This window comes from Streptomyces sp. WMMC940 (assembly GCF_027460265.1).
In the GTDB taxonomy this organism is placed as follows: domain Bacteria; phylum Actinomycetota; class Actinomycetes; order Streptomycetales; family Streptomycetaceae; genus Streptomyces.
On sequence record NZ_JAPZBC010000001.1, the window covers coordinates 6,645,538 to 6,669,699 of the forward strand.

22 protein-coding genes and 2 pseudogenes are annotated in these 24,162 nt (G+C 71.8%); 8 read left to right on the forward strand and 16 right to left on the reverse strand.

The genetic code is table 11. From position 1 onward, the window contains the following. Window positions 1-150: 150 nt before the first annotated feature. On the reverse strand, window positions 151-1,251 hold the full coding sequence (locus tag O7595_RS29325) for an aromatic ring-hydroxylating oxygenase subunit alpha (RefSeq protein ID WP_269731581.1): 1,101 nt from the start codon (window positions 1,249-1,251) through the stop codon (window positions 151-153). Window positions 1,252-1,608: 357 nt separating this feature from the next. On the opposite strand from O7595_RS29325, the gene O7595_RS29330 reads away from it, so the two are divergent. Both O7595_RS29330 and O7595_RS29335 read left to right on the forward strand, forming a co-directional pair. Further along, window positions 1,609-2,397 (forward strand): SDR family oxidoreductase, encoded by a 789-nt coding sequence (locus tag O7595_RS29330; protein WP_269731582.1) that lies wholly within the window; start codon window positions 1,609-1,611, stop codon window positions 2,395-2,397. 78 nt (window positions 2,398-2,475) lie between these two features. Beyond that, window positions 2,476-3,252, forward strand: a complete 777-nt coding sequence (locus O7595_RS29335) for an enoyl-CoA hydratase/isomerase family protein (protein ID WP_269731583.1) — start codon at window positions 2,476-2,478, stop codon at window positions 3,250-3,252. Between the two features lie 666 nt (window positions 3,253-3,918). On the opposite strand, the gene O7595_RS29340 is transcribed toward O7595_RS29335, so the two are convergent. Then, complete coding sequence (locus O7595_RS29340) at window positions 3,919-4,749, reverse strand: alpha/beta fold hydrolase (protein WP_269731584.1); 831 nt, start codon at window positions 4,747-4,749, stop codon at window positions 3,919-3,921. A 261-nt stretch (window positions 4,750-5,010) separates the two neighbouring features. On the opposite strand from O7595_RS29340, the gene O7595_RS29345 reads away from it, so the two are divergent. After that, a complete protein-coding gene (locus O7595_RS29345) occupies window positions 5,011-5,892 on the forward strand; it encodes an RNA polymerase sigma-70 factor (RefSeq protein WP_269731585.1) in 882 nt (293 codons plus the stop codon). Between the two features lie 284 nt (window positions 5,893-6,176). After that, window positions 6,177-6,938 carry a GntR family transcriptional regulator gene (locus tag O7595_RS29350; RefSeq protein WP_269731586.1) on the forward strand — a complete coding sequence of 254 codons (762 nt, stop codon included), beginning with the start codon at window positions 6,177-6,179 and terminating at the stop codon, window positions 6,936-6,938. 24 nt (window positions 6,939-6,962) lie between these two features. On the opposite strand, the gene O7595_RS29355 is transcribed toward O7595_RS29350, so the two are convergent. Next, window positions 6,963-8,120 carry an ROK family transcriptional regulator gene (locus tag O7595_RS29355; RefSeq protein ID WP_269732674.1) on the reverse strand — a complete coding sequence of 386 codons (1,158 nt, stop codon included), beginning with the start codon at window positions 8,118-8,120 and terminating at the stop codon, window positions 6,963-6,965. A gap of 313 nt (window positions 8,121-8,433) precedes the next feature. Between O7595_RS29355 and O7595_RS29365 the strand changes: the two genes are divergently transcribed. Further along, window positions 8,434-8,868 carry a hypothetical protein gene (locus tag O7595_RS29365; RefSeq protein ID WP_269731587.1) on the forward strand — a complete coding sequence of 145 codons (435 nt, stop codon included), beginning with the start codon at window positions 8,434-8,436 and terminating at the stop codon, window positions 8,866-8,868. A 245-nt stretch (window positions 8,869-9,113) separates the two neighbouring features. Here the strand turns inward: O7595_RS29365 and mug are convergent, their stop codons facing one another. The 6 genes and pseudogenes from mug to O7595_RS29395 form a co-directional block, all read right to left on the reverse strand. Then, window positions 9,114-9,668, reverse strand: coding sequence for a G/U mismatch-specific DNA glycosylase (gene mug, locus O7595_RS29370; protein ID WP_269731588.1), 555 nt, complete (start codon window positions 9,666-9,668; stop codon window positions 9,114-9,116). A gap of 13 nt (window positions 9,669-9,681) precedes the next feature. Then, window positions 9,682-11,115 (reverse strand): adenylosuccinate lyase, encoded by a 1,434-nt coding sequence (gene purB, locus O7595_RS29375; RefSeq protein ID WP_269731589.1) that lies wholly within the window; start codon window positions 11,113-11,115, stop codon window positions 9,682-9,684. Window positions 11,116-11,174: 59 nt separating this feature from the next. After that, the gene (locus O7595_RS29380; RefSeq protein ID WP_269731590.1) at window positions 11,175-11,987 is read right to left on the reverse strand and encodes an SGNH/GDSL hydrolase family protein; all 813 of its coding nucleotides are present in this window, start codon (window positions 11,985-11,987) and stop codon (window positions 11,175-11,177) included. Window positions 11,988-12,057: 70 nt separating this feature from the next. After that, window positions 12,058-13,080: a hemolysin family protein gene (locus tag O7595_RS29385; RefSeq protein ID WP_269731591.1), complete on the reverse strand. Its 1,023-nt coding sequence runs from the start codon at window positions 13,078-13,080 to the stop codon at window positions 12,058-12,060. A 491-nt stretch (window positions 13,081-13,571) separates the two neighbouring features. Continuing rightward, window positions 13,572-14,906, reverse strand: a pseudogene (locus O7595_RS29390) (hemolysin family protein); the annotation flags it as partial. A gap of 274 nt (window positions 14,907-15,180) precedes the next feature. Continuing rightward, a pseudogene (locus O7595_RS29395) lies at window positions 15,181-15,606 on the reverse strand (GNAT family N-acetyltransferase); the annotation flags it as partial. Window positions 15,607-16,238: 632 nt separating this feature from the next. Here O7595_RS29395 and O7595_RS29400 point away from each other — a divergent pair. Together O7595_RS29400 and O7595_RS29405 are read left to right on the forward strand one after the other, a co-directional pair. Continuing rightward, window positions 16,239-16,568, forward strand: coding sequence for a hypothetical protein (locus tag O7595_RS29400; RefSeq protein WP_269731592.1), 330 nt, complete (start codon window positions 16,239-16,241; stop codon window positions 16,566-16,568). Further along, window positions 16,565-16,936 carry a fic family toxin-antitoxin system, toxin component gene (locus O7595_RS29405; RefSeq protein ID WP_269731593.1) on the forward strand — a complete coding sequence of 124 codons (372 nt, stop codon included), beginning with the start codon at window positions 16,565-16,567 and terminating at the stop codon, window positions 16,934-16,936. The genes O7595_RS29400 and O7595_RS29405 overlap by 4 nt, the downstream gene beginning before the upstream one ends. 138 nt (window positions 16,937-17,074) lie before the next feature. On the opposite strand, the gene O7595_RS29410 is transcribed toward O7595_RS29405, so the two are convergent. From O7595_RS29410 to bioB, 5 genes are all read right to left on the reverse strand, one after another. Then, window positions 17,075-17,755 (reverse strand): class I SAM-dependent methyltransferase, encoded by a 681-nt coding sequence (locus O7595_RS29410; protein ID WP_269731594.1) that lies wholly within the window; start codon window positions 17,753-17,755, stop codon window positions 17,075-17,077. A gap of 301 nt (window positions 17,756-18,056) precedes the next feature. Continuing rightward, window positions 18,057-18,401: a VOC family protein gene (locus O7595_RS29415; RefSeq protein ID WP_269731595.1), complete on the reverse strand. Its 345-nt coding sequence runs from the start codon at window positions 18,399-18,401 to the stop codon at window positions 18,057-18,059. A 5-nt stretch (window positions 18,402-18,406) separates the two neighbouring features. After that, window positions 18,407-19,135, reverse strand: a complete 729-nt coding sequence (gene bioD, locus O7595_RS29420) for a dethiobiotin synthase (RefSeq protein WP_269731596.1) — start codon at window positions 19,133-19,135, stop codon at window positions 18,407-18,409. A gap of 59 nt (window positions 19,136-19,194) precedes the next feature. Then, on the reverse strand, window positions 19,195-20,496 hold the full coding sequence (locus tag O7595_RS29425) for an adenosylmethionine--8-amino-7-oxononanoate transaminase (RefSeq protein ID WP_269731597.1): 1,302 nt from the start codon (window positions 20,494-20,496) through the stop codon (window positions 19,195-19,197). Then, window positions 20,489-21,661 (reverse strand): biotin synthase BioB, encoded by a 1,173-nt coding sequence (gene bioB / locus O7595_RS29430; protein ID WP_269731598.1) that lies wholly within the window; start codon window positions 21,659-21,661, stop codon window positions 20,489-20,491. The genes O7595_RS29425 and bioB overlap by 8 nt, the downstream gene beginning before the upstream one ends. A 151-nt stretch (window positions 21,662-21,812) precedes the next feature. Here bioB and O7595_RS29435 point away from each other — a divergent pair, with 151 nt between their 5' ends. Continuing rightward, the gene (locus O7595_RS29435; protein ID WP_269732675.1) at window positions 21,813-22,958 is read left to right on the forward strand and encodes an 8-amino-7-oxononanoate synthase; all 1,146 of its coding nucleotides are present in this window, start codon (window positions 21,813-21,815) and stop codon (window positions 22,956-22,958) included. 48 nt (window positions 22,959-23,006) lie between these two features. Here the strand turns inward: O7595_RS29435 and O7595_RS29440 are convergent, their stop codons facing one another. Further along, on the reverse strand, window positions 23,007-23,222 hold the full coding sequence (locus O7595_RS29440; protein WP_269731599.1) for a DUF397 domain-containing protein: 216 nt from the start codon (window positions 23,220-23,222) through the stop codon (window positions 23,007-23,009). A 15-nt stretch (window positions 23,223-23,237) separates the two neighbouring features. Beyond that, window positions 23,238-24,095: a helix-turn-helix domain-containing protein gene (locus tag O7595_RS29445; RefSeq protein ID WP_269731600.1), complete on the reverse strand. Its 858-nt coding sequence runs from the start codon at window positions 24,093-24,095 to the stop codon at window positions 23,238-23,240. Between the last annotated feature and the right edge of the window lie 67 nt (window positions 24,096-24,162).

The following is a 24,162-nucleotide window of genomic DNA, read 5'->3' on the forward strand; positions in this document are numbered from 1 at the left end:
GCAGTGGAGGCCATCGGGTCGAACACCCCGTGCTGATGGCGCAGTACGGCCAGGTCGTGATGGCCTCGCCGCCGTCGGCGAGCACGATTGCCAGATCGGTCGCGATTCTTCCCGGGGCGAGTCCGGTGCCGTGCGGCACCGGTCGGAATTTCAACGCGGCGCAACGTCGATGTCGTCGCGAAGTTGCCTGTAGCGAAGGTCGAACTCATATACCTCCGCATCCTTCTCAGGGTAGATGCCGTGTGTAAAAGCCCTCGACATGACGCCTTTCTGGGCACGCTCACACACCGCGTTGTCCTGCTGCGCCACCAACTCGTTGAACCTGACCACGGGGCCGGGGTCAAAGTCCTCGCTGCTCACACTGTCGGGATGGAACAGATAGTCCGTCACGATTCTGCTGCTCGTGGGGCCGGTTGGCTGGATCATGCTGGCGATGGCTTCGCATCCACTGACGTCCAGAAACATCGCCGGGAACACGAGGGCGCCGTAGTACGAAGTAGCCGTTTCTTCGGTCATGCCCGGGATCAAAAGGAGCTTCGAGTCCGGCTCATCAGCAACACTGTTCCTCCCGGCGGCCAGGGAAACGCCTCCATCGCCTCTTCCTTCTTCGAAGACGGACCCCGAACGAAAGGCCGGCACCAGGTCCACCAGTTCCGGGTGCACGGTGGGGCAGTGGAGGCACTCGTTGTAATTGGAAATCAGGATCTTCCAGTTGGCCTGGACTTCATGCGTCGTACGGAATCCTCTCCGGAGGGCGGCCATGTCGAACCGCTCGAGATCGAGGACTCCATTGCTCTTGGCCAGTTCCGAGCGGAGGGGCGCTGGTGAGCCTCTGTCGAGATTGACGAAGACGAACCCGTTCCAGGTGTCGATGTGGACCGGCAAGAGGCCGTAGTCCTCGCGTACGACTTCGGTGCGGTCAACGTTCGGGGTGCCCCGCAGTTTTCCGTCGAGCGTGTAGCTCCAAGCATGGTAGGGACAACTGAAGGCAGACCTCACACGGCCGGAGGCTCCGTCGCACAGCTGGGATCCCCTGTGGCGGCACACGTTGTAGAAGGCCCGGAGCGCGTCGTCTCGGCCGCGCGCTATGAGGACGCTCTCGCCTACGACGTCGGCCGTGATCCACTGCCCCACCTCGAGGAGATCCTCGGTGCGGCCCACGCAGATCCAGGACCTGAAGAATACGGTCTCTCGGTCGAGTTCGAATATCGCCGGGTCATGGTAGTCGGTCCCGGGCAGGGTCGTTCGCACCGTGTTCACCCCTACTCTCGGCCCTCCGGAGCCTGCCGCGCCGACCTTGGGCCACACCTTCGAGGATTGACTAACTGATCAGTCAGGAAACCGGTTCGCGTCGCCGCTTGTCAAGACTCGCGGCGTCTTCTGCCGGCTTCGCGAACTCGCCACCCCGGACCCGGGGCGGCGAGTTCGCGACGGGATGGAGCACTTGACACCGACCCGCCGAGTCCGACTAACTGATTAATCAATCAGCATCGTGGGGCTCGAACAGGAGGGTCCGTGCGGAGCACCTCACATCCGGCATCTCCCTGTCCGGAACCTGCGCCCGGGCGTGTACTCCGCCCAGGCGTCCACACCGGCACAGTGGCTCTGGTGACCGGTGGCGGCACCGGTATCGGCCGGGCCACCGCGCTGGACCTTGCGGCTGCCGGAGCGGGTGTCGTCATCTGCGGCCGCCGCGCCGGTCCTCTGGAGGAGACCCGGCAGGCCGTGGCCGACCTCGGCGGTTCCTGCTTGGCGGTACCTGCGGACATCCGGCAGGAAGAGCAGGTCACCGAAGTGGTCAGCCGGGCCCTGGAGACGTACGGGCGCATCGACGTCCTCGTCAACAACGCGGGGGGACAGTTCTCCGCCCCCGCGGAGGAGATCAGCCCCAAGGGCTGGCGGGCCGTGCACCGGCTCTCCGTGGACGCCGCCTGGGCGGTGACCCGAGAAGTGGCCCGACGGGCGATGATCCCCCAGCGTTCCGGTGTGGTCTTCTTCATCGCCTTCTCACCGCGTCGGGGCATCCCCGGCTTCGCCCACGCGGCGGCGGCGCGGGCGGCGGTGGAGAATCTCGCCGCCGGCCTCAGTCAGGAGTGGAGTCGCTACGGGATCCGCTCCGTGTGCGTTGCGCCCGGCACCATCGCCACCGAAGGTCTCGCCGAGAACTACCCCGAGGCCGACCTGCGGAGCTGGGAACGATCGGTGCCGCTGGGGCGGTTCGGCCGCCCGGAGGACATCTCCGGCGTCATCGCCTTCCTCGCCTCTCCCGCGGCGTCGTACGTCACGGGTACCACCGTCGTCGTCGACGGCGGTGCAGACGCCTGGGGCGCCGGGCACCCGGCCCCCCGGCGCGTGGCGCCTCCCCGCTCGTGCGAGGACGCGAACGAGGTGCCCTGACTGTTCCGACATGCCCGAACGCACGCTCATCCACGAACGCCGATCCGCTCGCTCTCGACCACGAACCGGGGAGTAACGATGAATCCCGACGCCCGCCCCGAGGCCGAACCGGACCGGGGCGAAACCCGCGAGGCGTCCCGTCAGGGCACCGTCGAAGCCCTGCTGCACGGTGAGATCGCCGTGCTGACGCTTCGCCGCGAGGCCAAGCTGAACGCCCTCTCCACGCACATGGAAGCGGCCCTGCTGAATGTCTTGGGCGGGGAGCAGGTGGCCAACAGCCGCGCCGTGGTGGTGACCGGAGGGCCAAGCGTCTTCTCCAGTGGCGCCGACACCACCGAACTCCAGGCGATGACCCCGGAGAGCATCGCCGCGTATTACCGCTCGACCGGCACCGTGTACGAGAAGTTCGCCGCCCTTCGCCAGCCGACGGTCGCCGCGATCTCCGGCTACTGCCTCGGAGGGGGCCTGGAACTCGCCCTGGCCGCCGACATCCGGGTCGCTGACTCGACAGCCGCGTTCGGGCTGCCGGAAGTGGGGATCGGCATCCTGCCCAGTTCAGGCGGCGTGACACGGCTGGTCCGGGCCGTGGGACCGGCGCGGACACGCGATCTGGTGCTGCGGTGCCGACGGATGGACGCCGCTGAGGCACACGCCTGGGGTCTGCTGAGCGAGGTCACCCAGCCGGGCGCAGCGTGCCTGGATCGGGCGCTGGAGATCGCCGCGGAGATGGCCGCGCACCCGCCGACGGCGGCTTGGGTGGCCAAGCAGGTGATCACAGCGGCCACCGACGCGCCCCGTGAGAGCGCACTGCTCCTTGAACAACTCGGATACGCGGCGCTGAACGGGATGGGCTGAGCAGCCGCGCCTCGCACGCGTGCCGGGCCGTCCCGTCGTGACGATGCGGCGCACTCGCTCCTGAGCGCGGGTCCTGACAGTCGTGCGGATCCCACTCCGTCAAGCCCTGGGTCCGGGGGGAGACCGGGTCGGCCGGTCCACTGGAGTGACGCAGGGGGTTCGGTCGTGAGGTAGTGGATGGCCTCGTGTTCGAGACGTTCGGTATCGCGCTCGATCGCACCGGCCCTGCCGACGGGGTCCTCGCGGGCCCCGATCGCAGGCCGCGTCGCACGCTCGTGCGGTTCGTCGGGGTACTCGCGGGGGGAGGAGAGATGATCGGCATCCTTCCGGGTCTTCGGTCTCTCCGTCGACCCCGGGGCGGTTCACACTGCGGTGCGATGCCGCCGCCCCGCACCTTCGGCCGCCGAGTTCGCGGCCCCGCCGGGGCCGGCCGCCGCCCTCACGGTGATCGGCTTCGTCTGCCGGTGCGAGGCCGTGCGGCGGTCGGCGCCGAGCGGGTCACCTTGTTCTCCGGCCGCGTCCCGGTCCCGCCTCGCTCACCGCCCCCTCGTCGGCCCGGAACATGCGGTACGGGAGAGGCCCGTGGGCAGTGCCCTGGTCCGCGGCGGGGTGGACCTCGGCGCGGGCATGTCCGCGGGGCGGCGGGCCTCGCCTGCCCCCGGCAGGTCAGCGGCTCCCGTCGAGGATGACGCGTGCGACGAGGGCGGGATCGTCGTTCATCGGCACATGTCCGCAGCCGGGCAGGCGGACGAGCCGTGCACCGGGGATGGCCTGCTTGGCCCTGATGCCCTGGCGGCGCAGCAGCAGCCGGTCCCGGGCGCCCCAGGCGACCGTGACGGGGACATCGGGCACGTCGGAGGTGAAACGTACCCGGCGGCCGGCATCGAGCGTCTCACGGAAACCGGCGGCGCCGCGCAGGGCCAGGGTCTCGGCCACGACCGCCTGCGGTGAACGGCGCCCGGGGCGGGCGTAGATGGTGCTGGTCAGCGCCGCCCGTCCGGCGGCGGTGCGGGACAGCCGGTCCAGCATGGGCTCGGGCACCAGCCGGGCACCGCGGCGCATGGCGAGCAGCGTGCCGAAGGCGTAGCGGCGCTCGCCCTCCGTCCAGAACCCGGCGGGCGAGAGGGCGGTGACCGACCGTACGAGCTTCTCCCGGCCGAGTTCCAGCGCGAGCAGCCCGCCGAGCGAGTTGCCGGCGACATGGGGCCGCTCGACGCCGAGCGACTCGCAGAGGGCGCCGAGCACGGGGACGACCGTGGAGAGGTGGTACGACATGCCGTGCGGCAGGGCCGGGGACGTGCCGAAGCCGGGGAGGTCGACCGCGATCACGTCGCGTTCCGGTGCGAGCAGCGGCAGGACCGGCTCCCACGCCTGCCAGTGGTGACCGATGCCGTGCAGGAGCAGGAGCGGTTCACCTGTGCCGAGACGCTCGTACGACACCGACAGCGTGTGGGGTCCGCCGGGGGCGTCGACCGTGAAAGAGACCTTCGAGACCATGCTGCCGCTCCTGACGGTGACTTCATATACGCGTTGTCAGCAACAATTACCGCCCAGTAGGACCCGGGGCAAGAGGGTAGGGCGCAGGGATGCGTCTCAACGTGAGGCCGGGACAGAGGCGTTGGTGCCGAGGCGGTGCCTCTCCGCTCCGTCGTCCGGCGCCGGACCGCCGCCCGCGATCGCTCGCGGCGGCCGCGGATGTGGCCGGCGACGCACGGGAATCGCCTGGACAACACCGGTGCCGTGGGCTGGGATGAGCATGTGGCAGGCGATACGGCGACCGACGTCTTCGAGACCCACCGCTCCGTGCTGACGGGAGTGGCCTACCGCATGCTCGGCCGCTTCACCGACGCCGAGGACGTCGTCCAGGAGGCATGGCTGCGGTGGTCCGCGGCGGACCGCTCCGACGTCCGCGAGCCCCGCGGGTACCTCGTGCGCGTCACCACCCGGCTCGCCATCGACCGGCTGCGGCAGGCCCAGTCGCGCCGTGAGGCCTATGTGGGGCCATGGCTGCCCGAGCCCATCGCCACCCGTTCCGGGGCCATCGTCCCCGATTCCGCCGAGCGAGCCGAGCTGACGGAATCCGTCTCGCTCGCCGTGCTCGTGGTGCTGGAGTCGCTGTCGCCCCTGGAGCGCGCGGTCTTCGTGCTGAGGGAGGCCTTCGGCTTCCCCTACCGCGAGATCGCCACGACCCTCGACCGCAGCGAGGCGGCCGTACGGCAGCTCGCGGGGCGCGCCCGTCGCCATGTCGACGAGCGCAAGCCGCGGTACGACGTGGACCCGGCCGAGCGCCGCGATCTGACCGAACGGTTCCTCGCCGCGGCGTCCGGCGGCGACCCCGGGGCGCTGCTCGGCCTGCTCGCCCCCGACGTCCGGCTCGTCGGCGACAGCGGCGGGAAGGCGAAGGCCCCGCTGCGCGTCCTGGAGTCCGCCGACAAGGTGGGGCGCTTCCTGTTCGCCGTGGCCCAGCGGTCCGTCCCCGGCGCAGAGTTCCGCATCCTCGAACTCAACGGCGCCCCGGGCCTGCTGGTGCTGGCCGAGGGGAAGCCGCAGACCGTCGTCCAGATCGAGGTCAGGGACGGACGCATCCAGTGCGTCTACATCGTCCGCAACCCCGACAAGCTCACCGCGCTCACCGCGTAGCCCCGCGGCACTCGACGCGCGGTGCCCGCCGCGGTGGGTGACGGCGGTGGCCTCCCGTGCCGTCACCTCGGCCGTGCGGCCGGGGCGATGCCGTGTGCGTCCTCCCAGGGCGAGAAACGTCGCGTGAACGCTCTGCGGCAAGTGTCGATTCCCCTGTGTAACCGGCCCAGGATTGGTCTTGACCAAGGGGGTGGGCCGCCCTATGGTCGCAGAGATAGTGCAGGAACCTTTAATAAACAAGGGCGCGGAAAGCCGCCGGGGTCACGGCGATTGCGGAGGACAGGGTGGGGACCACGCAGCTGGAATCGGTGCCGGAACCGAAGTACTGGCACCTGAAGACCGTGATCGGCGAGGCACTCGACTCCGACTTCGCGGTCGGGGAGATCCTGCCCAACGAACGTGAACTCGCCGCCCGGTTCGGCGTCGCGCGGGCCACCCTCCGTCAGGCTCTCGAGCAGTTGGAGCTGGAAGGCAGGCTGCAGCGCCGCCGCGGTGTCGGTACCACCGTCGCCCCGCCCCGCGTGGGGGTGGACGTCTCCACCTCACCGAACGACTGGCCCGGTGCCGCCGGAGATGCCTGGCAGGCCGTCGACTGCACCCTGGCCGTGCCGCCCGCCGCCGTCGCGCGGGTACTCGACACGGAGAGCGACGAATCCGTGCACATCGTGCGCAGGCTCCTCGTCTCGCACGGTCAGCCGGTGGCCGCCGAACTCCTCTACGTCCCGGGCGCCTCCGTGCCCGATCTCTCCGGGATCGACGCCCCCTCCGGTGCGACCCGTGCCCGCGGGGTGCTGCGTGAGCTGCACCGTCTGACCCTCGAGGGCCAGGACCGAGCCGTCGAGCTCGGCTCGGCACGCGCCGACGACGCCAGGGAACTGGACCGCCTTCCCGGCGCGCCGGTGCTCGTCGTCACCACCCGCTACTTCTCGGAGCGCCGCACGGCCATCGCGTCGGTCGCGACCTACCGTGCCGACACCTGCCGGCTGACCTTCGGCGACTCGGGAGACCTGGAGATCCGGCACGACGGCCGGCGCCGCGCCTCCTGAACGCCGCCCGGCTCCCCGACACGATCAACGCCGGGCCGTCACCGTGCCCTCGACGGCGAACAGTTGCTCCTCCACATGGTCCAGCGCCAACCGGAGCGCTCCCGTCGCCACAGCCGCTTCACCGAGCACCGAGAGAGCCACGCGGGGCGGGCGCAGACAGTAGCGGGACAGTTCGTCCCGCAGCGGAGCGAGCACACCGTCAAGCCCCGCGGCCCAACCGCCCACCACCACCAGCTCCGGGTCGAGCGCCAGCACCAGCGCCGCCACATCGTGCACCAGCCGCTGGATGAACCGGTCGACCGCCGCCAGCGCCCGCTCGTCACCCTCGCGGGCCTCGGCGAACACCCTGGCCACCGCCTGCTCGTCCAAGGGATGCAGCGGCTCTCCGGTCGTCGACAGGAGTGTCTCCGGCGTGACGTCCCGGCCGAGTAGATGCAGAGCGCCGATCTCGCCGGCCGCGCCGCCGTAGCCCCGGTGCAGCCGCCCCCCGATCAACGAACCCGCCCCGGGGCTGAGCCCCGCGAGGACGAACACGATGTCGTCCGACTCCGTCCCCGCCCCCTTCCAGTGCTCGGCCACGGCAGCCGCGTTGGCGTCGTTCTCCACCAGAACCGGGCACCGGAACGACCGCCTCAGCCGCTCGCCCAGGGCCAGCCCCGTCCACCCGGGCAGCGCCGTGCCCAACCGGACCGTGCCGTCCGCCTCGACGATGCCCGGCGTGCCCACCCCCACCGCGCGCAGCGAGCTTCTGGCGACCCCGGTCCGCCGCAGTACATCGGCGACGACGGTGCGGACCCGTTCGAGACGGTCGTCCGCACAGGCGGTCTCGCCCACCTCCCGAGAGCCGGCCCCGATGATCCGGCCGTCGAGACCCGAGAGCAGCGCGGCGACCCGATGGGGACCGATCTCGACACCCAGGAGATGTCCGGCCTCGGCACGGAACCGGAACCGGCGTGCCGGCCGGCCCTGTCTGCGGGCCTCGCCCTCGTCGGGTCCGGTCTCCACGACCAGTCCGGAGGCGACGAGCCCTTCCAGGACGCCCTCGACGGTCGGCCGGGACAGACCCGTGATCCGGGTCAGATCGGTGAGAGTGGGGGAGTCCGAACCCCGCAGCGCATGGAGTACCACCGCGGAATTGATCCGCCGCAGCAGCGACGGGTCGCCCCCGGTCAGCCGGCCCACGGTGTGTCCTCCCAGCTCGTACACGTGTCTGGCGGATCGTACTCAATGGCGGCGGGGCCCGGCGAGCACTTCGAGCCATGCCTCAGCGGTCCCGGAGGTGCGGCATCCGGGTCAGGACGGGGCGGCGAAGCCGGACTCGTACGCCGCGATCACCTCCTGGGTGCGGTCCCGGGCGGCGCCCAACTTCGCCAGCACGGCGCTGACATGACGGCCGCATGGGCTGCCTCCGCCGTGCTTGCCGGATGTTGGGCGATCCGCCGCAGGGACGCCTGACAGCCCGCCACATGTCAGTGGGGAAAGGTTTACTGGATCCATGACCATCGCACGGCATCTGGCGACCATCGACCTGCTGCGCTCCCGGCCCTTCCCCGCGCAGCCGGTCCGGTCGGACGTGGGCACCAGTGCCCCGGGGTACCACACGGCCGAGCTGAGCACGAGCGAGGAGTTCTGGGACCAGCGGTCGCACATGGATGTCGTCGAGGAGCAGTACGAAGCTGAGCGAGAGGCGCTCGCCACCGTGCTCACCGAACGGTGGGGCCGGCCCCAGGTCTTCAGCCTGAGGTCGATGCTGACCAGAGCCGTCGAGGAGGAGCACATACCGCAACCCTGGGGTCTGCTGTGCGCATCGGTGCCGGATGTGCATCTGTGGCACGTCGACGGACAGTGGGTGGTGCTGGGAGTCTCGAAGTGGGACACCGAACTGCCGTACCAGCTGCTGGCGGTCGTGACCGAGATCGATCCACCCTAGGGCCGCAGTGGGGCCACCTTCGACCCGTCGCGACGCCCGGCAAGGGGATCGCGGCGCTGCCGAATCGACCGAACAGGCCCACCACGAGGTCGATCCGGCGCCTTGCGATCCTTCTCCTCGACCCAGAGGGCAGGGGGATACCCCAGGCACCGTATGCCGCTCCTCGACGGGCAGACCCTGCCGACGCGGCAACAGACACCCCATCCCCGAATTGACCCCGCCTGCGGGAGCGCGGTGTCCCGGGCTCAGGACCCGGGCGATGCCGCAGCCGTTCGCAGCCGCCCGTACTCCTCCGCCATGGTCTGCAGCGTCCAGTGGGCGTTGAGCCCACTGGGGTTCGGCAGGGCCCAGATCCGGGTGTCGCCGATCATGCGGTCCTGTGGGCCGATGCGTGCCCCACGGTCACCGAAGGCCGTACGGTAGGCCGTTACTCCCGCGACGGCCAGCCAGCGGGGACGACAGCGCTCGACCTTTTCCCTGAGGATCCGGCCGCCCTCGCGGAACTCCTCGTCGGAGAGTTCGTCCGCCCGCGCGGTGGCCCGGGCCGCGACGTTGGTGATGCCGAGGCCGTGAGCCAGCAGTTCGTCCTGCTCGGACGGCTTCAGCCGGCGCGCGGTGAAGCCCGACGCGTGGAGCACGGGCCAGAAGCGGTTTCCGGGCCGGGCGAAGTGGTGCCCGGTCGCTGCCGTCATCAGTCCGGGGTTGATACCGCAGAAAAGGACGGACAGACCGTCCGCGATCACATCGGGGACGAGGCGATCGCGGGCGGCCTCCAGCTCTGCGGCGGTGATCCGGGGCATGTGCGGGACCGGATCAGAGGATGGAACCCGGCGTGTACGCGGCGGCCTCGGGGTGCTGCTTGGCGATCTCCTCGATACGGGAGACCACCGAGGCGACCTGGTCACTCGCCGCACCGGTGAAGGACAGCCTGTCCGCCATCAGCGCGTCCAGCCCGGCGCGGTCGAGCGGAATGCGTTCGTCGGCTGCGAGCCTGTCCAGCAGCTCGTTCCGTTCGGCGCCCTGCTCGCGCATGGCCAGGGCGGAGGCGACCGCGTGCTCCTTGATGGCCTCGTGGGCGACCTCGCGGCCGACACCCGCCCGCACGGCGCCCATCAGCACCTTGGTGGTCGCCAGGAACGGCAGGTACCGGTCGAGCTCGCGGGCCACGACCGCGGGGAAGGCCCCGAACTCGTCGAGCACGGTCAGGAAGGTCTCCAGCAGGCCGTCGAACGCGAAGAACGCGTCCGGCAGGGCGATCCGGCGTACGACCGAGCAGGACACATCGCCCTCGTTCCACTGGTCGCCCGCCAGTTCGCCGGTCATCGAGGCGTAGCCGCGCAGGATGACCATCAGGCCGTTGACGCGCTCGCAGGAGCGGGTGTTCATCTTGTGCGGCATCGCCGAGGAGCCGACCTGGCCCGGCCTGAAGCCCTCGGTGACGAGCTCGTGTCCGGCCATCAGCCTGATCGTCTTCGCCAACGACGACGGCGCGGCGGCGAGTTGCACCAGCGCCGTGACCACGTCGTAGTCCAGCGAACGCGGATAGACCTGACCCACGGAGGTGAAGGCGTGAGCGAAGCCGAGATGACCCGCGATGCGCTGCTCCAGCGCCTCGAGCTTCGCGGCGTCCCCGCCGAGGAGGTCCAGCATGTCCTGGGCCGTGCCGACCGGGCCCTTGATGCCCCGCAGCGGGTAGCGGGCGAGGAGCTCCTCCACCCGGGAGTGGGCGACCAGCAGCTCGTCGGCCGTCGTCGCGAACCGCTTGCCCAGCGTCGTGGCCTGCGCCGCGACGTTGTGGGAGCGTCCCGCCATCACCAGCTCGGCGTACTCGGCGGAGAGCCTGCCGAGTCGTGCCAGCACGGCGACCGTCCGGTCCCGCATCAGCTCGAGCGAGAGCCGGATCTGCAGCTGCTCGACGTTCTCGGTGAGGTCGCGGGAGGTCATCCCCTTGTGCACGTGCTCGTGCCCTGCGAGGGCATTGAACTCCTCGATCCGCGCCTTGACGTCGTGCCGGGTCACCTTCTCCCGCTCGGCGATCGAGGCCAGGTCGACGTCGTCGAGGACCCGCTCGTAGTCGGCGAGGGCGGTGTCCGGCACCTCGATCCCGAGGTCCTTCTGCGCACGCAGCACGGCCAGCCAGAGCTGACGCTCCAGCTTCACCTTGTGCTCGGGGGACCACAGCTCGGCGAGCTCCGCAGAGGCGTAGCGGCCGGCCAGGACGTTGGGGATACGAGGCTTTGCAGTCACGTGTACGGATTCTACTGGCGGTTCACGCAGGCCGGCGCCCCGCCCCGTTTTGTGGCTTGCTACGAGAGGTCGATGTCGGGCCGGCCGGCCCGACGGCTCCCGTCCGCCTCCCACACCAGCAGCTCGGGTCTCTTCGGAGGGAGGCCGTCGCCCGACGAGCGTCCGGTGATGCGGCGCCCGATCCACGGAATCAGGTGTTCCCGGGCGAACCGGAGATCGGCGGACCGGCGGACGGCCCAGCCGAGGGGCACACGCGGCGGGAGGGGCGACCGCCAGTCGTCCTCGGCGGCCAGGCCCAGCGTCTGCCAGACGGCTTCGGCGACCCTCCGGTGGCCCTCGGCCGTCAGATGCAGCCGGTCCACGTCCCACATGCGCTGGTCGCCGAGGACCTCGGCCCCGTACAGGTCGACCACCAGCGCGCCGTGCCGGGCCGCCAGGCCGTCGATGTGCTCGAAGAGTTCCTCCATGCGGGGCCGGAAGCGTTCCATGACCGGCCCCTGCCGTCCCGGGCTGCGCATCAGCACCAGCCGGCGGCAACTCGGGGCGAGGCGTTCCACGGCCTCTTCCAGCAGGTCGCGTACCCGGCCCAGGTCGCACTTGGGGCGCAGCGTGTCGTTGAGGCCGCCGACCAAGGTCACCACGTCAGCCCGCATGGCGGCGGCGAGGCCCACCTGCTCCTCGACGATCTGCCCGATGAGCTTGCCCCGGACGGCCAGGTTCGCGTACCGGAAGCCGGGGGCACGGGCTGCCAGCCGGGCGGCGAGGAGATCCGCCCAGCCCCGGTACGTGCCGTCGGGGAGCAGGTCGGACATGCCCTCGGTGAACGAGTCACCGACCGCGACAAAACTGCTGTATGAGGCATTCATCTCCATGGCCGTGCGATCATACCGCTCGGTATGCCGCTTGCCCGCCGCAGCCCCGAGCCACCACGGTCGACGTCCGTCAGCGGGGCTGCCCCGGAGGCCCGACAAGGATCCGGAGCACGTCCTCCATCGTGACCAGGCCGGCGAGCCTCCCGTTCTCGTCCAGGACCGCTGCGAGGTGGGTGCGGCTGCGTCGCATGGCGGTCAACACGTCGTCGAGCGGGGTCTCGGCCCGCACCCGGGCGATGGGCCGCAGTGCCGACACGGGAAACGGCCTGTTGCGGGGCGCTTGGTCCAGGGCGTCCTTCACATGCAGATAGCCGAGGATCCGGCGGGTGCTGTCGACGACGGGGAAGCGCGAGAATCCGGACTCCGCGGCGAGCCGCTCCAACTCCTCGGCCGTCGTGCCGACCTGTGCGTAGATCACGCGCTCGACGGGCGTCACCACGTCCACGACCGGGCGCCGTCCCAGCTCCAGGGCGTCCTGAAGCCGCTCGGCGGCCCGGTCGTCGAGCAGCCCGGCGGCCCCGGAGTCGCTGACCATCCGGGCGAGCTCGTCGTCCGAGAAGGTCGCGGCGACCTCGTCCCTGGTCTCCACCCGCAGCAGCTTCAGCAGCGCGTTGGCGAAGGCGTTGATCGCGAAGATGACCGGCCGCAGCGTCCGGGTCAGCGCCACCAGGGGAGGGCCGAGGAGCAGTGCGGCTCGTGCGGGCTCCGCGAGGGCGATGTTCTTGGGGACCATCTCGCCGAGCAGCATGTGCAGATAGGTGGCGACGCCGAGCGCGATCACGAACGAGATCGGATGGATCAGTCCGTGGGGCACCCCGGCGGCGTCGAAGACCGGCTCCAGCAGATGGGCGATGGCCGGCTCAGCGACCACCCCCAGTACCAGGGTGCACAGGGTGATGCCGAGCTGGGCCGCGGCGAGCAGGGCCGAGACGTGCTCCAGCCCCCACATGACGCTCCGGGCGCGCCGGTCCCCGGCATCGGCCTCGGGCTCGATCTGGCTGCGGCGCACGGAGATCATGGCGAACTCGGCGCCGACGAAGAAGGCGTTGGCCACAAGGGTCAGCAGACCGATGAAGAGCTGAACGGCGGTCATCGTGCATCCCTCCCCTTGCCGGAGCGTCCGGAGCGTCCGGAGCGTCCGGAGCGTCCGGAGCTCGCTGAGCTCGCTGAGCCCGCTGAGCCGGCGGAGCGTCCGGAGCCCGCTGAGCCCGCTGAACGTCCGGAGCCTCCGGCCCGGCCCGTGCCTCCCGCGTCTTCCGTCCCTCCTCCTGCGCCGTCGGAGCGCCCCGTCCGGTCGGAGGGCCCGGCCCGGTCGGCGGTGCCGGTGGCATCCGGGTGCCCTCCGGAGGCGTCGGGAGCCTCCGCCCCCGCCCTCGTGCCGGGGGACTCGACGTACCCGTGCGACGCGCTCTCGTGTGGCCTGCCCGGCGTGCCCCCTGGTGTCCTCGCCCGAGAGCCGTCGGGCCCGTCCGGCGCGTCGGGGCCGTCGAGCGCTTCGGGCCCGTCCGGCTCATCGAGCCCGCCGGATGCTTCGGACCCGGCTCCGGTGGGCTCCGCGGCCCGGCTCCGCCGCTGTCCGCGAGGCCTGGTCCCCTGCCCCGGGGGCTCGTCCGCGATCCGCGGTTCATGGAGCAGTACCCGTGCCGCCCGCCGCCCCGACGCGTCGACGACGTCAAGACGCCATCCCGACGGCTCGATGGTGTCGCCGACGGCGGGGATCCGGCCCAGCCGCGTTGCGATCAGGCCCGCCAGGGTCTCGTACGGCCCTTCGGGCACCCGCAGTCCGATGACCGCGAGCTGGTCCATCCGGGCCGCGCCATCGGCCGACCACAGCGCGCGGCCGTCCTCGTCCTCGCCCGCTCGGGCGAGATCGGGTGTCTCGTGCGGATCGTGTTCGTCCCGGACCTCCCCGACGACCTCCTCGACGATGTCCTCCAGGGTCACCACACCGGCCGTGCCGCCGTACTCGTCGATGACGACGGCCATGGTCCGCTTGCCGGACAGCAGGTCGAGCAGCCGGTCGACGGTCAGGGTGGCGGGAACGAGCAGCGGTTCGCGCATCAGCTCGGAGACCGGATGGCGCGGGCGGCGCTCGGCCGGTACGGACAGGACGTCCTTGATGGGCACGACCCCCACGACGGTGTCCAGACTGCCCCGGTACACGGGGAAGCGCGACAGTCCCGTGGCCCGCGTGGCGTTGGCGACGTCCTCTGCGGTGGCCTGCGCGTCGAGGGCGGTGACCTGGACGCGTGGGGTCATGACGTTCTCCGCCGTCAGTTCGGCGAGCATCAGGGTCCGGACGAACATCTCCGCGGTGTCCGCCTCCAACGCCCCCTCCCTGGCGGAGTGGCGGGCCAGGGCGACGAGCTCCTGCGGGCTGCGCGCGGACGCCAGCTCCTCGGTGGGCTCCAGGCCGAGCCGGCGCACGACGCGGTTGGCCGTGTCGTTCAGATGGCCGATCAGTGGGCGGAAGATCGCGGAGAAGATCCGCTGCGGTGTGGCGACCACCCTGGCGACCGCCAGCGGCCGCGAGATCGCCCAGTTCTTGGGGACCAGCTCTCCCACGACCATCAGGAACACGGTGGACAGTCCGGTGCCGATGACGAGGGCCAGTGACGACGCCACGGACGGTGCGGCGCCCAGGGCCCTGAGTGGGCCGCTGATCAGCTTGGCGATGGACGGCTCGGCGAGCATGCCGACGACCAGGTTGGTGACCGTGATGCCCAGCTGGGCGCCGGAGAGGTGGAAGGTGAGTTCCCGCACCGCCTTCAGGGCGCCGCCGGCGCCACGCTCTCCCCGTTCGGCCGCCTCCTCGAGCTCGGCCCGCTCGACGGTGGTGAGGGAGAACTCGGCGGCGACGAATCCCCCGCAGGCGAGCGCGAGCAGCACCGCCACGAGAAGCAGGAGTACTTCGGTCATCGGTTCACCTCCGTCCCATGGTCGGCCAGGGCGGGAAGGACCGCGCGATGTCCGTCGGCCGGCTCGCGCAGGGGCCCGCGCCCACACCTTTCGTCCACACGGGGAGGGAGCGGGCTTCTCCTGGTCATGGGCCGGTACGGCGGTTCGGGGACCGGCGGGGCCCGGATGCGCCTGCCGCGGGGAGGGGGGCTGCTCCGACGTCCGACGGGAGGCCGGGACCTGGGGCGGGTTGCTCCGGCGGTGCCTGCGCCCGGTGGCCGGCCGCTTCCTGGCGGAGCGGTTTGACCCAGCGACTCCACTGCGGCTCGGGCGCGTATCCGGCCGCCCGCCACGCGGGGTGCGCGGACTGGTTCCGGTCGAGCACCATCGCGTCCGAGCGCCGCCCGCCCAACCGCAGGAAGCGCTCCTCCGCGGCCCTGAGCAGCGCGCCGGCGATCCCCTGCCGCCGGTGATCGGGATGGACCGCCAGCCGGTAGAGATGACAGCGCCAGCCGTCGAAACCCGCGATGACCGTTCCGGCCAGTGCTCCGCCGCGCTCGGCGAGGATCAGTGCCTCGGGGTCCCTGGCCACCAGTCGCTCGATCCCGTCCCGGTCGTCGCTGATGCTCGTGCCCTCGGCGGCCACCTTCCAGAAGGCGAGTACGGTGTCGAGATCGGCCGGGGTGGCGGCCCTTGTCCGAAGATCGCTCATGGCGGCCATCCCATCATCGTCCCGGCGGCGCGGTCGAAGCGATTCCCGGGCGCTCCCTCCGCGCCGCCGGTCGCGTGCGCCGGGCCGTCCGACAGCGCACCGCTCCGCCGGTGGCGGTGCCCACCCGCCCCACCGACCCCACCGGCCGCGCCGGTGCACTCGCGGCCACACCGTGCCGCCGTCCACGCGCCTGCCCTTGCCCACGTCGGCGCCTCCCCGCACCTGCTTCGGTGGCACGCTCCCACGCACCCGCTCCGACACGCGCTTTCCCCCAACCGTCCCGGCCATGCACCACAGCCGGGTGGTTCAGGCGGGGCGAGCGGGCTCCTCGACCACCCGGCGGAACGCCTCCGCCGACGTGTCGAGGACGGTCGTCAACGGGAGCGGCAGCGCCCGCGCCGCGCCCGCGCGCCTGTCCGGCGGTGAGAACTCCGGCCCTGCGGTGTCGTGTTCACGATTGCGCCGCTCCGCACCCCCGGGTGGCGCGCCGTGCCGCCCCGAACCGGAACGGTCTCGTCAACGCTTGTTGTCCGAAGGTTCGTTCAGGTGAGATCGGAGTTTGCGGCGGGACGGGGGACGCCCTTCCCTCCGGGCTTCCCTCCCTCTTGTCGGTACTAGCGCGGCGGCGCTAGCTTGGAGGAGTGGCCAAGACACAGTTGAACGTGCGGGTGGACGAGAGCACCGCCGCAGCTGCCCGCCGCAGGGCGCACCAGCGCGGGCTCAGCGTGAACCGGTACATCGAGGAGCTCGTCAAACAGGACGCGGGCGAGGCGGGGCGCGCCTTCGTCGAGGCGGCGGCCGACTTCATGAAGCAGTACGAGTCGGTGTTCGCCGAGGAGTTCGGGGCTCCGGCTCCGCCGCCCTCCGCGGTCAGCCCGTCGGGCGACGCGTCCCCAGGTGCGGGTGTGCGGCCGGACGGGACCGGGCGCCGGTCCCGTCGTCCCAAGCCGGCAGTGCAAGGCAAGCGTTGAGCCTGTCGATCGATCTCGCCTGGCTGCTCATGGTCGCCGAGCAGAAGACGCCCGGCGATCCGCAGGTCACCGACTGGGGTGCGCTGATCGCCGCGGTCAGCCGCCACGAGGCCGAGATCTTCGGAATGGCCGTGTACGACGACCCGTACACGCGTGCGGCTGCCCTGATGCAGGTGCTGCTGCACGTCCCTGCCCTGGAGCACTCCAACGCGATGTTCGCGACGGCCGTCGCCTACGGCTACCTCGTCGCGAGCGGACTGCGGGTGGCCACGTCCCCGGAGCGGGTGCGCGATCTGGCGCGGCTGGTGAAGGAGGGCAAGACCGGCGTTCACGGGATCGCACGTGAGCTGCGCGGCTGGATCGAGTGACCCCAGGAAGCGGCCGGTGGCCTTCTTCCGGCTCCGTGGCACACGGCCGGACTCACCTGGCCCATGGGCATACGGCCCGGACGCCCTCACGGCGCCGGAGCTCACGCCGTGTCGGCGGAAGCGGGCGGCGCGGTGCGGTCAGCGAGCGTCCTCGTGCGGCCGGCGCGCGACCCCCAGTACGCAGAAGGACGTCGGCAACCGGGGTCCCTTCTCGGGCACGCGCAGCCTGCGGTAGGTCCCCAGCTCGAAGCCGGCGGCCTCGATGGCGCCGAGCGGATCCCGGGCCGTGTGACAGCCCCCGAAGATCCGTGGCCACACCGTGCGGTCCAGTCCCCGCTGCAGCGCGGCCATCGGCCGGGTCGGAGCGGCCCCGTGTTCGAAGAACCGCAGTTCACCGCCGGGGCGCAGGACGCGCCTGATCTCCGCGAGCGCGCGCGGCAGATCCCGCACGCTGCACAGCACCAGGGAGGCGACGGCCGCGTCGAAGGCCTCGCTCTTCACGGGCAGCGCTTCCGCCGCGCCCGGCACCACGTCGACCGGCACCTCCGCGTGCATCGCGGCCGTGACCGCCAACTGCCGGAGGGTGCGCTCCGGTTCCAGGGCGACGACCTCGGAAACCGCCGCCGGGTAGTGCGCGAAGTTGAGCCCGTTCCCCGCGCCGATCTCGATCACACGGCCCGAGAGGCCGGTCAGCAGTTCCTCGCGGTGCGCGGCGATGCCGCCCTTGAGGTCGGCCGCCACGCTGAACCGTGCGTAGAAGCGGGCGAACAGCGGATGGTGTACGGCGTCCCGGGGGACCTTGTGGCGGCGCGACGGCATGGCTGGCCTCCTCCGGAGTACGACTCGGGCGCCCGCCGTGCGAACCGTCTCTCGACGGAGCGGCGGCGAACAGGGTGATTCTCCCCCCGAGCGCCCTCACTCACTCGGCCCCGTTCACCGACGGCGCGCCGCCACTTCCGGCGAGGCACCGGCCCACCGCGAGGAGCCGGGAGTCCCGGCCGGTCCGCCCCCGGAGCAGTCCAGCGGGCAACCGAGCCGCCCGGACCGCGCCGGCCAACGGTGTGCCTCACACGTACGGCCCGACCACCCGCGCCGACGCCCGGCCGTGAGCGCGCCCCCGTCAGCCGCCGACGAAGCAGAACTCGTTGCCCTCCGGGTCCAGCATCACCTGGAAGCGCCCGTGGTCGTCGGTGATCACGGCTCCCACCGCAGTCGCGCCGAGTCGGGCCGCCTCGGCGGCTGCCGCGTCCACGTCGCCGGCGTCCACATCCAGATGCAGCCGGTTCTTGGCGGTCTTTCCCTCGGGCACCCGCTGGAAGGCGACGCGAACGAAGCCGGGCGGGTCGACGTACGCCCAGTCGGGGCTCCGTTCGACGGCCTCCCCGCCCAGCAGTCCGGCCCAGAACCGTGCGAGGGCCGACGGCTCCGCACAGTCGAAGACGATCTCCTGAACCCGTGCTCGCACGGCTCTCACCGTTCGGCCGGCCCGAAGTCCGCCGCGAACGCCCCCGCGTCCCACGACCCGTCGAGTGCGGGCGCCAGCCAGCGCGGTGCCGCGGCCCGGAACGCCTCAGGCGCCAGCGAGCCGGCGCCCTCGGGTACCGCGCCGAGCAGCGCCGCCCCGGCCGACTCCGGCAGATCGGCGAGGTTGCAGCGGGCGGCGAGGTCCGGCGTCGCGGGCCAACTCCCGACCACGACGCCCAAGGGCTCCAGGGAGCGGGCGCGCAGGGCCTCCGCGGTGAGAGCGGTCGCGTTGAGCGTCCCGAGCCCGGCCGGGGCCACGACCAGCACGGGCGCGCCCAGCAGCCGGGCGGCGTCCGCCATCGTGCCGCCCAGCCCGTCGAACCGTACGAGCAGTCCGCCCGCGCCCTCGACCAGCACCAGATCGTGCTCCTCTGCCAGCTTCGCGGCAGCGTCGGCCGCCTCGTGCGGCCCGACGGGCGCCATACCGGCGCGGCGGGCGGCCGTCGCCGGGGCGAGCGGCTCGGGGAACCGGGCGAGTTCGACCCCGGTGACCCCCGGGCCGGCCAGACGTGCCGCCTCCTGGGCGTCACCCGGCTCGCCCGACGAGAGGCCGGTCTGAGCGGGTTTCAGTACCGCCACCTTCCGCCCCTGCCCGGCGGCCGCCGCGGCGACGGCCGCGGTGACGACGGTCTTCCCGATCTCGGTACCCGTCCCGCTGACGACGATGACGCCCATGGTGCTCCTTGCTGGTGAGGGACGGACGGGCGGGGGAGCGCCCCCGGACCGTCGCCGGTTCAGCCCGCCGCCGCGGCGGCAAGGACGGACCGCGTGATCAGGGCGAGATCCGCGTCGCCCGTGACGTACGGCGGCATGGTGTAGATCAGATCGCGGAACGGCCGCAGCCACACGCCTTCGCGCACGGCCGCCTCGGTCGCCGCCGCCATGTCCACGGGATGGTCGAGCTGGACGACGCCGATCCCGCCCAGAACGCGGACGTCCCGGACGCCGCCGATGCCGGTCGCCTCCGCGAGACCCGCGCGGAGCCCGGTCTCCAGGCGTTTGACCTCCTGTTCCCAGTCGTGGGAGAGCAGCAGGTCGATCGACGCGCACGCGACCGCCGACGCGAGCGGATTGCCCATGAAGGTCGGCCCGTGCGCCAGCACGGGCACCTCGCCGCGCGAGATGCCGTCGGCCACCCTCCCCGTGCACAGCGTCGCGGCCATGCTCAGATATCCGCCGGTCAACGCCTTGCCCAGACACATGACATCGGGTGAGATCCCCGCGTGCTCCGCCGCGAAGAGCCGTCCCGTGCGCCCGAATCCGGTGGCGATCTCATCGAGGATCAGCAGCACGTCGTGCTCGTCGCACGCCTCCCGCAGGACCCGCAGATACGCGGGGGAGTGGAACCGCATCCCGCCCGCGCCCTGCACCACAGGTTCCACGATCACGGCGGCGAGTTCGTCCGCGTGCCGCGCGACGAGTGCGCGCAGATGGTTGGCGTAGGCGGGGTCGTACGGCAGGTCGTGGCCGGCCGGGGGCGCGTCGGCGAAGATCTGCCGCTGCAGGACCCCGGACCACAACTCGTGCATCCCGCCCTCGGGGTCGCACACCGACATGGGCTGCCAGGTGTCGCCGTGGTAGCCGCCGCGCCAGGTCAGCAGCCGGCGTTTGGCCGGACGGCCCGTCGAACGCCAGTACTGGAGGCACATCTTCACCGCGACCTCGACGGACACCGAACCCGAGTCGCAGAGGAAGACGTGCCGCAGGGGGTCCGGAGTGATCTCGACGAGCCGGGTCGCGAGCCGGACCGCCGGCTCGTGGGTGAGCCCGCCGAACATGACGTGACTCATCCGCTCCAGCTGGCCCCGCGCGGCCTCGTTGAGCACGGGGTGGTTGTAGCCGTGGACCGCGGACCACCAGGAGGACATGCCGTCCACCAATTCGGTCTGCCCGTGTGCCGGTTCGGCGAGCCGGAGGCGCACCCCGGACGCGGACTCCACGACCAGCGGGTCCGTACGGCCCGGCATGGGGCCGTACGGGTGCCAGACATGGGCCCGGTCCAGGGCCACCAGCTCGCGGGCGTCGGAGCTACGCATTGGGGGCGAGGTCGGTTCCCGCGCCGCGGCGGCGGACGGCCACCAGGTCCGGGCGCGCCCCGGAGGCGCCTGCTGCCTCCGGCGCGGTCTCCTCGGCGCTGTCGCCGCACGGGGCGCAGCCCCCGCCGCCGTGCGAACCGCAGCCGCCCGGGGCGGCGTCCGCACGGTGCGCCGGTAGCGTCGTGGTGTCCGAGCCCTCCACCTCGAAGCCCGCGTCCGCGATCATCTCCAGGTCCGCCTTGCCTGCCTGGCCCTCACTGGTGAGGTAGTCGCCGAGGAAGACGGAGTTGACCAGGTGCAGTGCCAGCGGCTGCAGGGTGCGCAGATGGACCTCGCGGCCGCCCGCGAGGCGCACCTCCACGTCCGGGCACACGAACCGCACCATGGCGAGGATGCGCAGCGCCCGCTGGGGGGTCAGATTCCATTCCTTCGCCAGGGGAGTGCCCTCGAACGGGATCAGGAAGTTCACCGGCACCGAATCGGGGTCCAGCTCCCGCAGCGCGAACACCACGTCGACCAGGTCCTCGTCGCTCTCCCCCATGCCCGCGATCAGCCCCGAGCAGGCGGACAGTCCGGCGGCATGGGCCTTCTGGACGGTGTCCACCCGGTCCGCGTACGTGTGGGTGGTCGTGATGTCCCCGTACGTCCCCTCGGACGTGTTGAGGTTGTGGTTGTACGCGTCGGCGCCGGCCTCGCGCAGCCGCTCCGCCTGGCCTTCGGAGAGCAGACCCAGACACGCGCACACCTCGACGCCGTCGTTCTGCTCCTTGATGGCAGCGATGGTCTTCGAGACGCGGTCGACGTCACGGTCCGTGGGACCGCGGCCGCTGGCGACCAGGCAGACCCGCTTCGCGCCGCCCGCGACCCCGGCGGCGGCCGCCTCGGAGGCCTCGTCCGGCTTCAGCCAGGTGTACTTGAGGATCTCCGCCTTGGAACCGAGCCGCTGGGAACAGTACGAACAGTCCTCCGGACAGAGCCCGGACTTGAGGTTGACGAGATAGTTCAGTTTCACCCGCCGCCCGAACCACTGACGGCGCACCTTTCCGGCCGCGGCCACCACATCGAGCAGATCGTCGTCGGAGGTCGCCAGTACGGCGAGCGCTTCTTCGCGGGTCGGCAGCTCACGCCGCAGGCCCTTGTCCACCAGCGTGTTCAGGAGGTCCATGGCGCAGATCCTCGCCTACCGGGCGCCCCCCGGCCAAGGAGGAACTCCACAACAGCCCCCGTTTGAGGTGTGTGTATGGCCACACTCTGACCTCCGGCGTCCCCCGCTAGGGTCTGTTCGCTGCCTACAAAAGGACCGGACCATGCCCCGAGTGCCTCAGGATCCTTTCGACTGGACGGACGACGCGGCGCGCCGCCGTGCGGAGGCGGGCCTCGTCCGTGCGCTCCGTCCCCGGCCCGCCGACCCCGCCCTGCTCGACCTGGCGGGCAACGACTACCTCGGCCTCACCCGCAGGAAGGAGGTCACCGAGGCGGCCGCCTCGGCCGCCCGGCGCTGGGGCGCTGGGGCGACCGGGTCCCGGCTGGTGACCGGGAGCACCGAACTGCACGCGGAACTGGAGCGCGAGCTCGCCCAGTTCTGCGGGTTCGAGGCCGCCCTGGTGTTCTCCTCGGGGTACGCGGCGAACCTCGCGGCGCTCACGGCGCTCAGCGCGCACGGGTCGCTCATCGTCTCGGACGCCGGCAACCACGCCTCGATCGTCGACGGCTGCAGGCTGTCGCGTGCGGAGACCGCCGTCGTGGCGCACGCCGATCCGGAGGCCGCGGCCAAGGCGCTCGACGCCCACTCCGGCAGACGAGCCCTGCTCGTGACCGACTCGGTCTTCTCGGTGGACGGCGACGCCGCGCCCCTGGCCGCCCTCGCCGGTGTGTGCCGCGCACACGGGGCGGCCCTGGTCGTGGACGACGCGCACGGCTTCGGCGTCCTCGGCGAAGGAGGCAGGGGAGCCCTGAACGCGGCCGGTCTCGCGGGGGCCACGGATGTCGTCGCCACGCTCACCCTCTCCAAGTCCATGGGCAGTCAGGGCGGAGCGGTCCTCGGCCCGGCGCGGGTCATCGAGCACCTCGTCAACGCCGCCCGAACGTTCATCTTCGACACCGGACTCGCGCCGGCCGCCGTGGGCGCGTCCCTCGCGAGCCTGCGGCTCCTGCGCCGTGAGCCCGCACTGGCGGACCGGGCCAGAAACGTGGCGAGCACGTTGCACGGGCGGCTGACGGAGGCGGGACTGACCGCCGCCCGGCCGGACGCGGCCGTGGTCTCCGTGCAGGCGCCCTCACCCGAGTCGGCGGTGCGCTGGGCGGCGGACTGCCGTGCCGCGGGTCTGGCCGTGGGCTGCTTCCGGCCGCCGTCCGTGCCGGACGGGATCTCACGGATCAGGCTCACCGCGCGCGCCGACCTCACCGACCGGCAGATCGGGACGGCGGTCGCCGCCGTCCTGGAGTCGGCGCCCGGCGTCTGACGCGGTGCCGGGTGTCCGACACGGGATCCGCGCGCGGCGCGGGCCCGTTCACCGCGACGGCGCGCCGAGTCCGCTGAGGAAACCGGTCCAGGCGGCCGGTGAGAACACCAGCAGTGGCAGTCCGGGGTTCTTCGAGTCGCGCACCGCCAGCGCGCCGTCGGCGCACCGGGCGGTCTCCACGCAGTTGTTCATTCCCACGCTACGGCTGCTGCGCTGCCAGTACGTGCCCGGCAGAGGGCGTACACGTGCGTCGTGAGCAGACATTGGGGGGTGCCTTCCCTACACGCCGTCACGGATCCCTGCGACGAGATCCAACGAGTCAGTCGGCGAGAGCGCATGCGCCTGCATGGTGCGGAAAGCGGCGCCGTACGTCTCGAGGTCTTCCTTCCGTTCGAGATAGAGACTACTCGTCAAGTGGTCAAGAACAACCACATCTAGATCAGAAGTGTTCGGAAAGGAGAAGATAACGAAAGATCCGGTCAGTCCCACGTAGCCGCCCGTCGAGAAGGGCAGCACCTGCAGCCGCACATGCGGGAGTTGGGCCATCTCCAGCACCCGGCGTAGCTGGCCCCGCATCACCTCCCGACCGCCCACCTGGCGCCGGAGGACCGCCTCGTCCAGCACGGCACTGAAGGTCAGCGGGCGTTCCGCGCGCAGTACGCGCTGACGCGCGATGCGCACTTCCACCAGCGAGTCCACCGTCTCCGTCGGCACGCTCTCCAGCGCGGAACGGGTCACCGCCCGCGCGTAGTCGGGCGTCTGCAGCAGTCCGGGCACCACCGAGGTCTCCAGCGTGCGCGCCGCGCTCGCCTGGGACTCCAGGCTGATGAAGTCCCGGTACTGCGGCGGAATCACCCCGCGATACGCGTGCCACCAGCCCTTTCCCCCGCCGTCCGCCGTGCCGGCCAGCGTCCCCAGCAGCTCGCGCAGCCGCTGGTCGGCGACTCCGTAGACGTCCAGCAGCCGAGCCACATCGGCCGGTTTCACACCGCTCGTTCCGGTCTCTATGCGGCTCACCTTCGACTGGTTCCAGCCCACGAGCAGCGCCGCCTCCCGGCTCGTGAGGCCGACGCCCAGCCGCAGACCGCGCAGTTCCTCGCCGAGCTTGCGCCGGCGCACCGCGGGACCCTGCCGCATGCCGAATCTCCTCCTGTTCTCCGCCGTTCCCACGGCCGCCCGGCGGCGGACACCGGTGACCGTCCGG

Bases quoted from the DNA above. Each gene is read 5' to 3' on its own strand.
- mug (WP_269731588.1), bottom strand. From the start codon at position 9,668: ATGCCCCGGATCACCGCCGCAGAGCTGGAGGCCGCCCGCGATCGCCTC.
- O7595_RS29340 (WP_269731584.1), bottom strand. From the start codon at position 4,749: ATGGTCTCGAAGGTCTCTTTCACGGTCGACGCCCCCGGCGGACCCCAC.
- O7595_RS29380 (WP_269731590.1), bottom strand. From the start codon at position 11,987: ATGGAGATGAATGCCTCATACAGCAGTTTTGTCGCGGTCGGTGACTCG.
- O7595_RS29335 (WP_269731583.1), top strand. From the start codon at position 2,476: ATGAATCCCGACGCCCGCCCCGAGGCCGAACCGGACCGGGGCGAAACC.
- O7595_RS29385 (WP_269731591.1), bottom strand. From the start codon at position 13,080: ATGACCGCCGTTCAGCTCTTCATCGGTCTGCTGACCCTTGTGGCCAAC.
- O7595_RS29410 (WP_269731594.1), bottom strand. From the start codon at position 17,755: ATGCCGTCGCGCCGCCACAAGGTCCCCCGGGACGCCGTACACCATCCG.
- O7595_RS29440 (WP_269731599.1), bottom strand. From the start codon at position 23,222: ATGTCTGCTCACGACGCACGTGTACGCCCTCTGCCGGGCACGTACTGG.
- bioD (WP_269731596.1), bottom strand. From the start codon at position 19,135: ATGGGCGTCATCGTCGTCAGCGGGACGGGTACCGAGATCGGGAAGACC.
- O7595_RS29445 (WP_269731600.1), bottom strand. From the start codon at position 24,095: ATGCGGCAGGGTCCCGCGGTGCGCCGGCGCAAGCTCGGCGAGGAACTG.
- O7595_RS29425 (WP_269731597.1), bottom strand. From the start codon at position 20,496: ATGCGTAGCTCCGACGCCCGCGAGCTGGTGGCCCTGGACCGGGCCCAT.
- O7595_RS29365 (WP_269731587.1), top strand. From the start codon at position 8,434: ATGACCATCGCACGGCATCTGGCGACCATCGACCTGCTGCGCTCCCGG.
- bioB (WP_269731598.1), bottom strand. From the start codon at position 21,661: ATGGACCTCCTGAACACGCTGGTGGACAAGGGCCTGCGGCGTGAGCTG.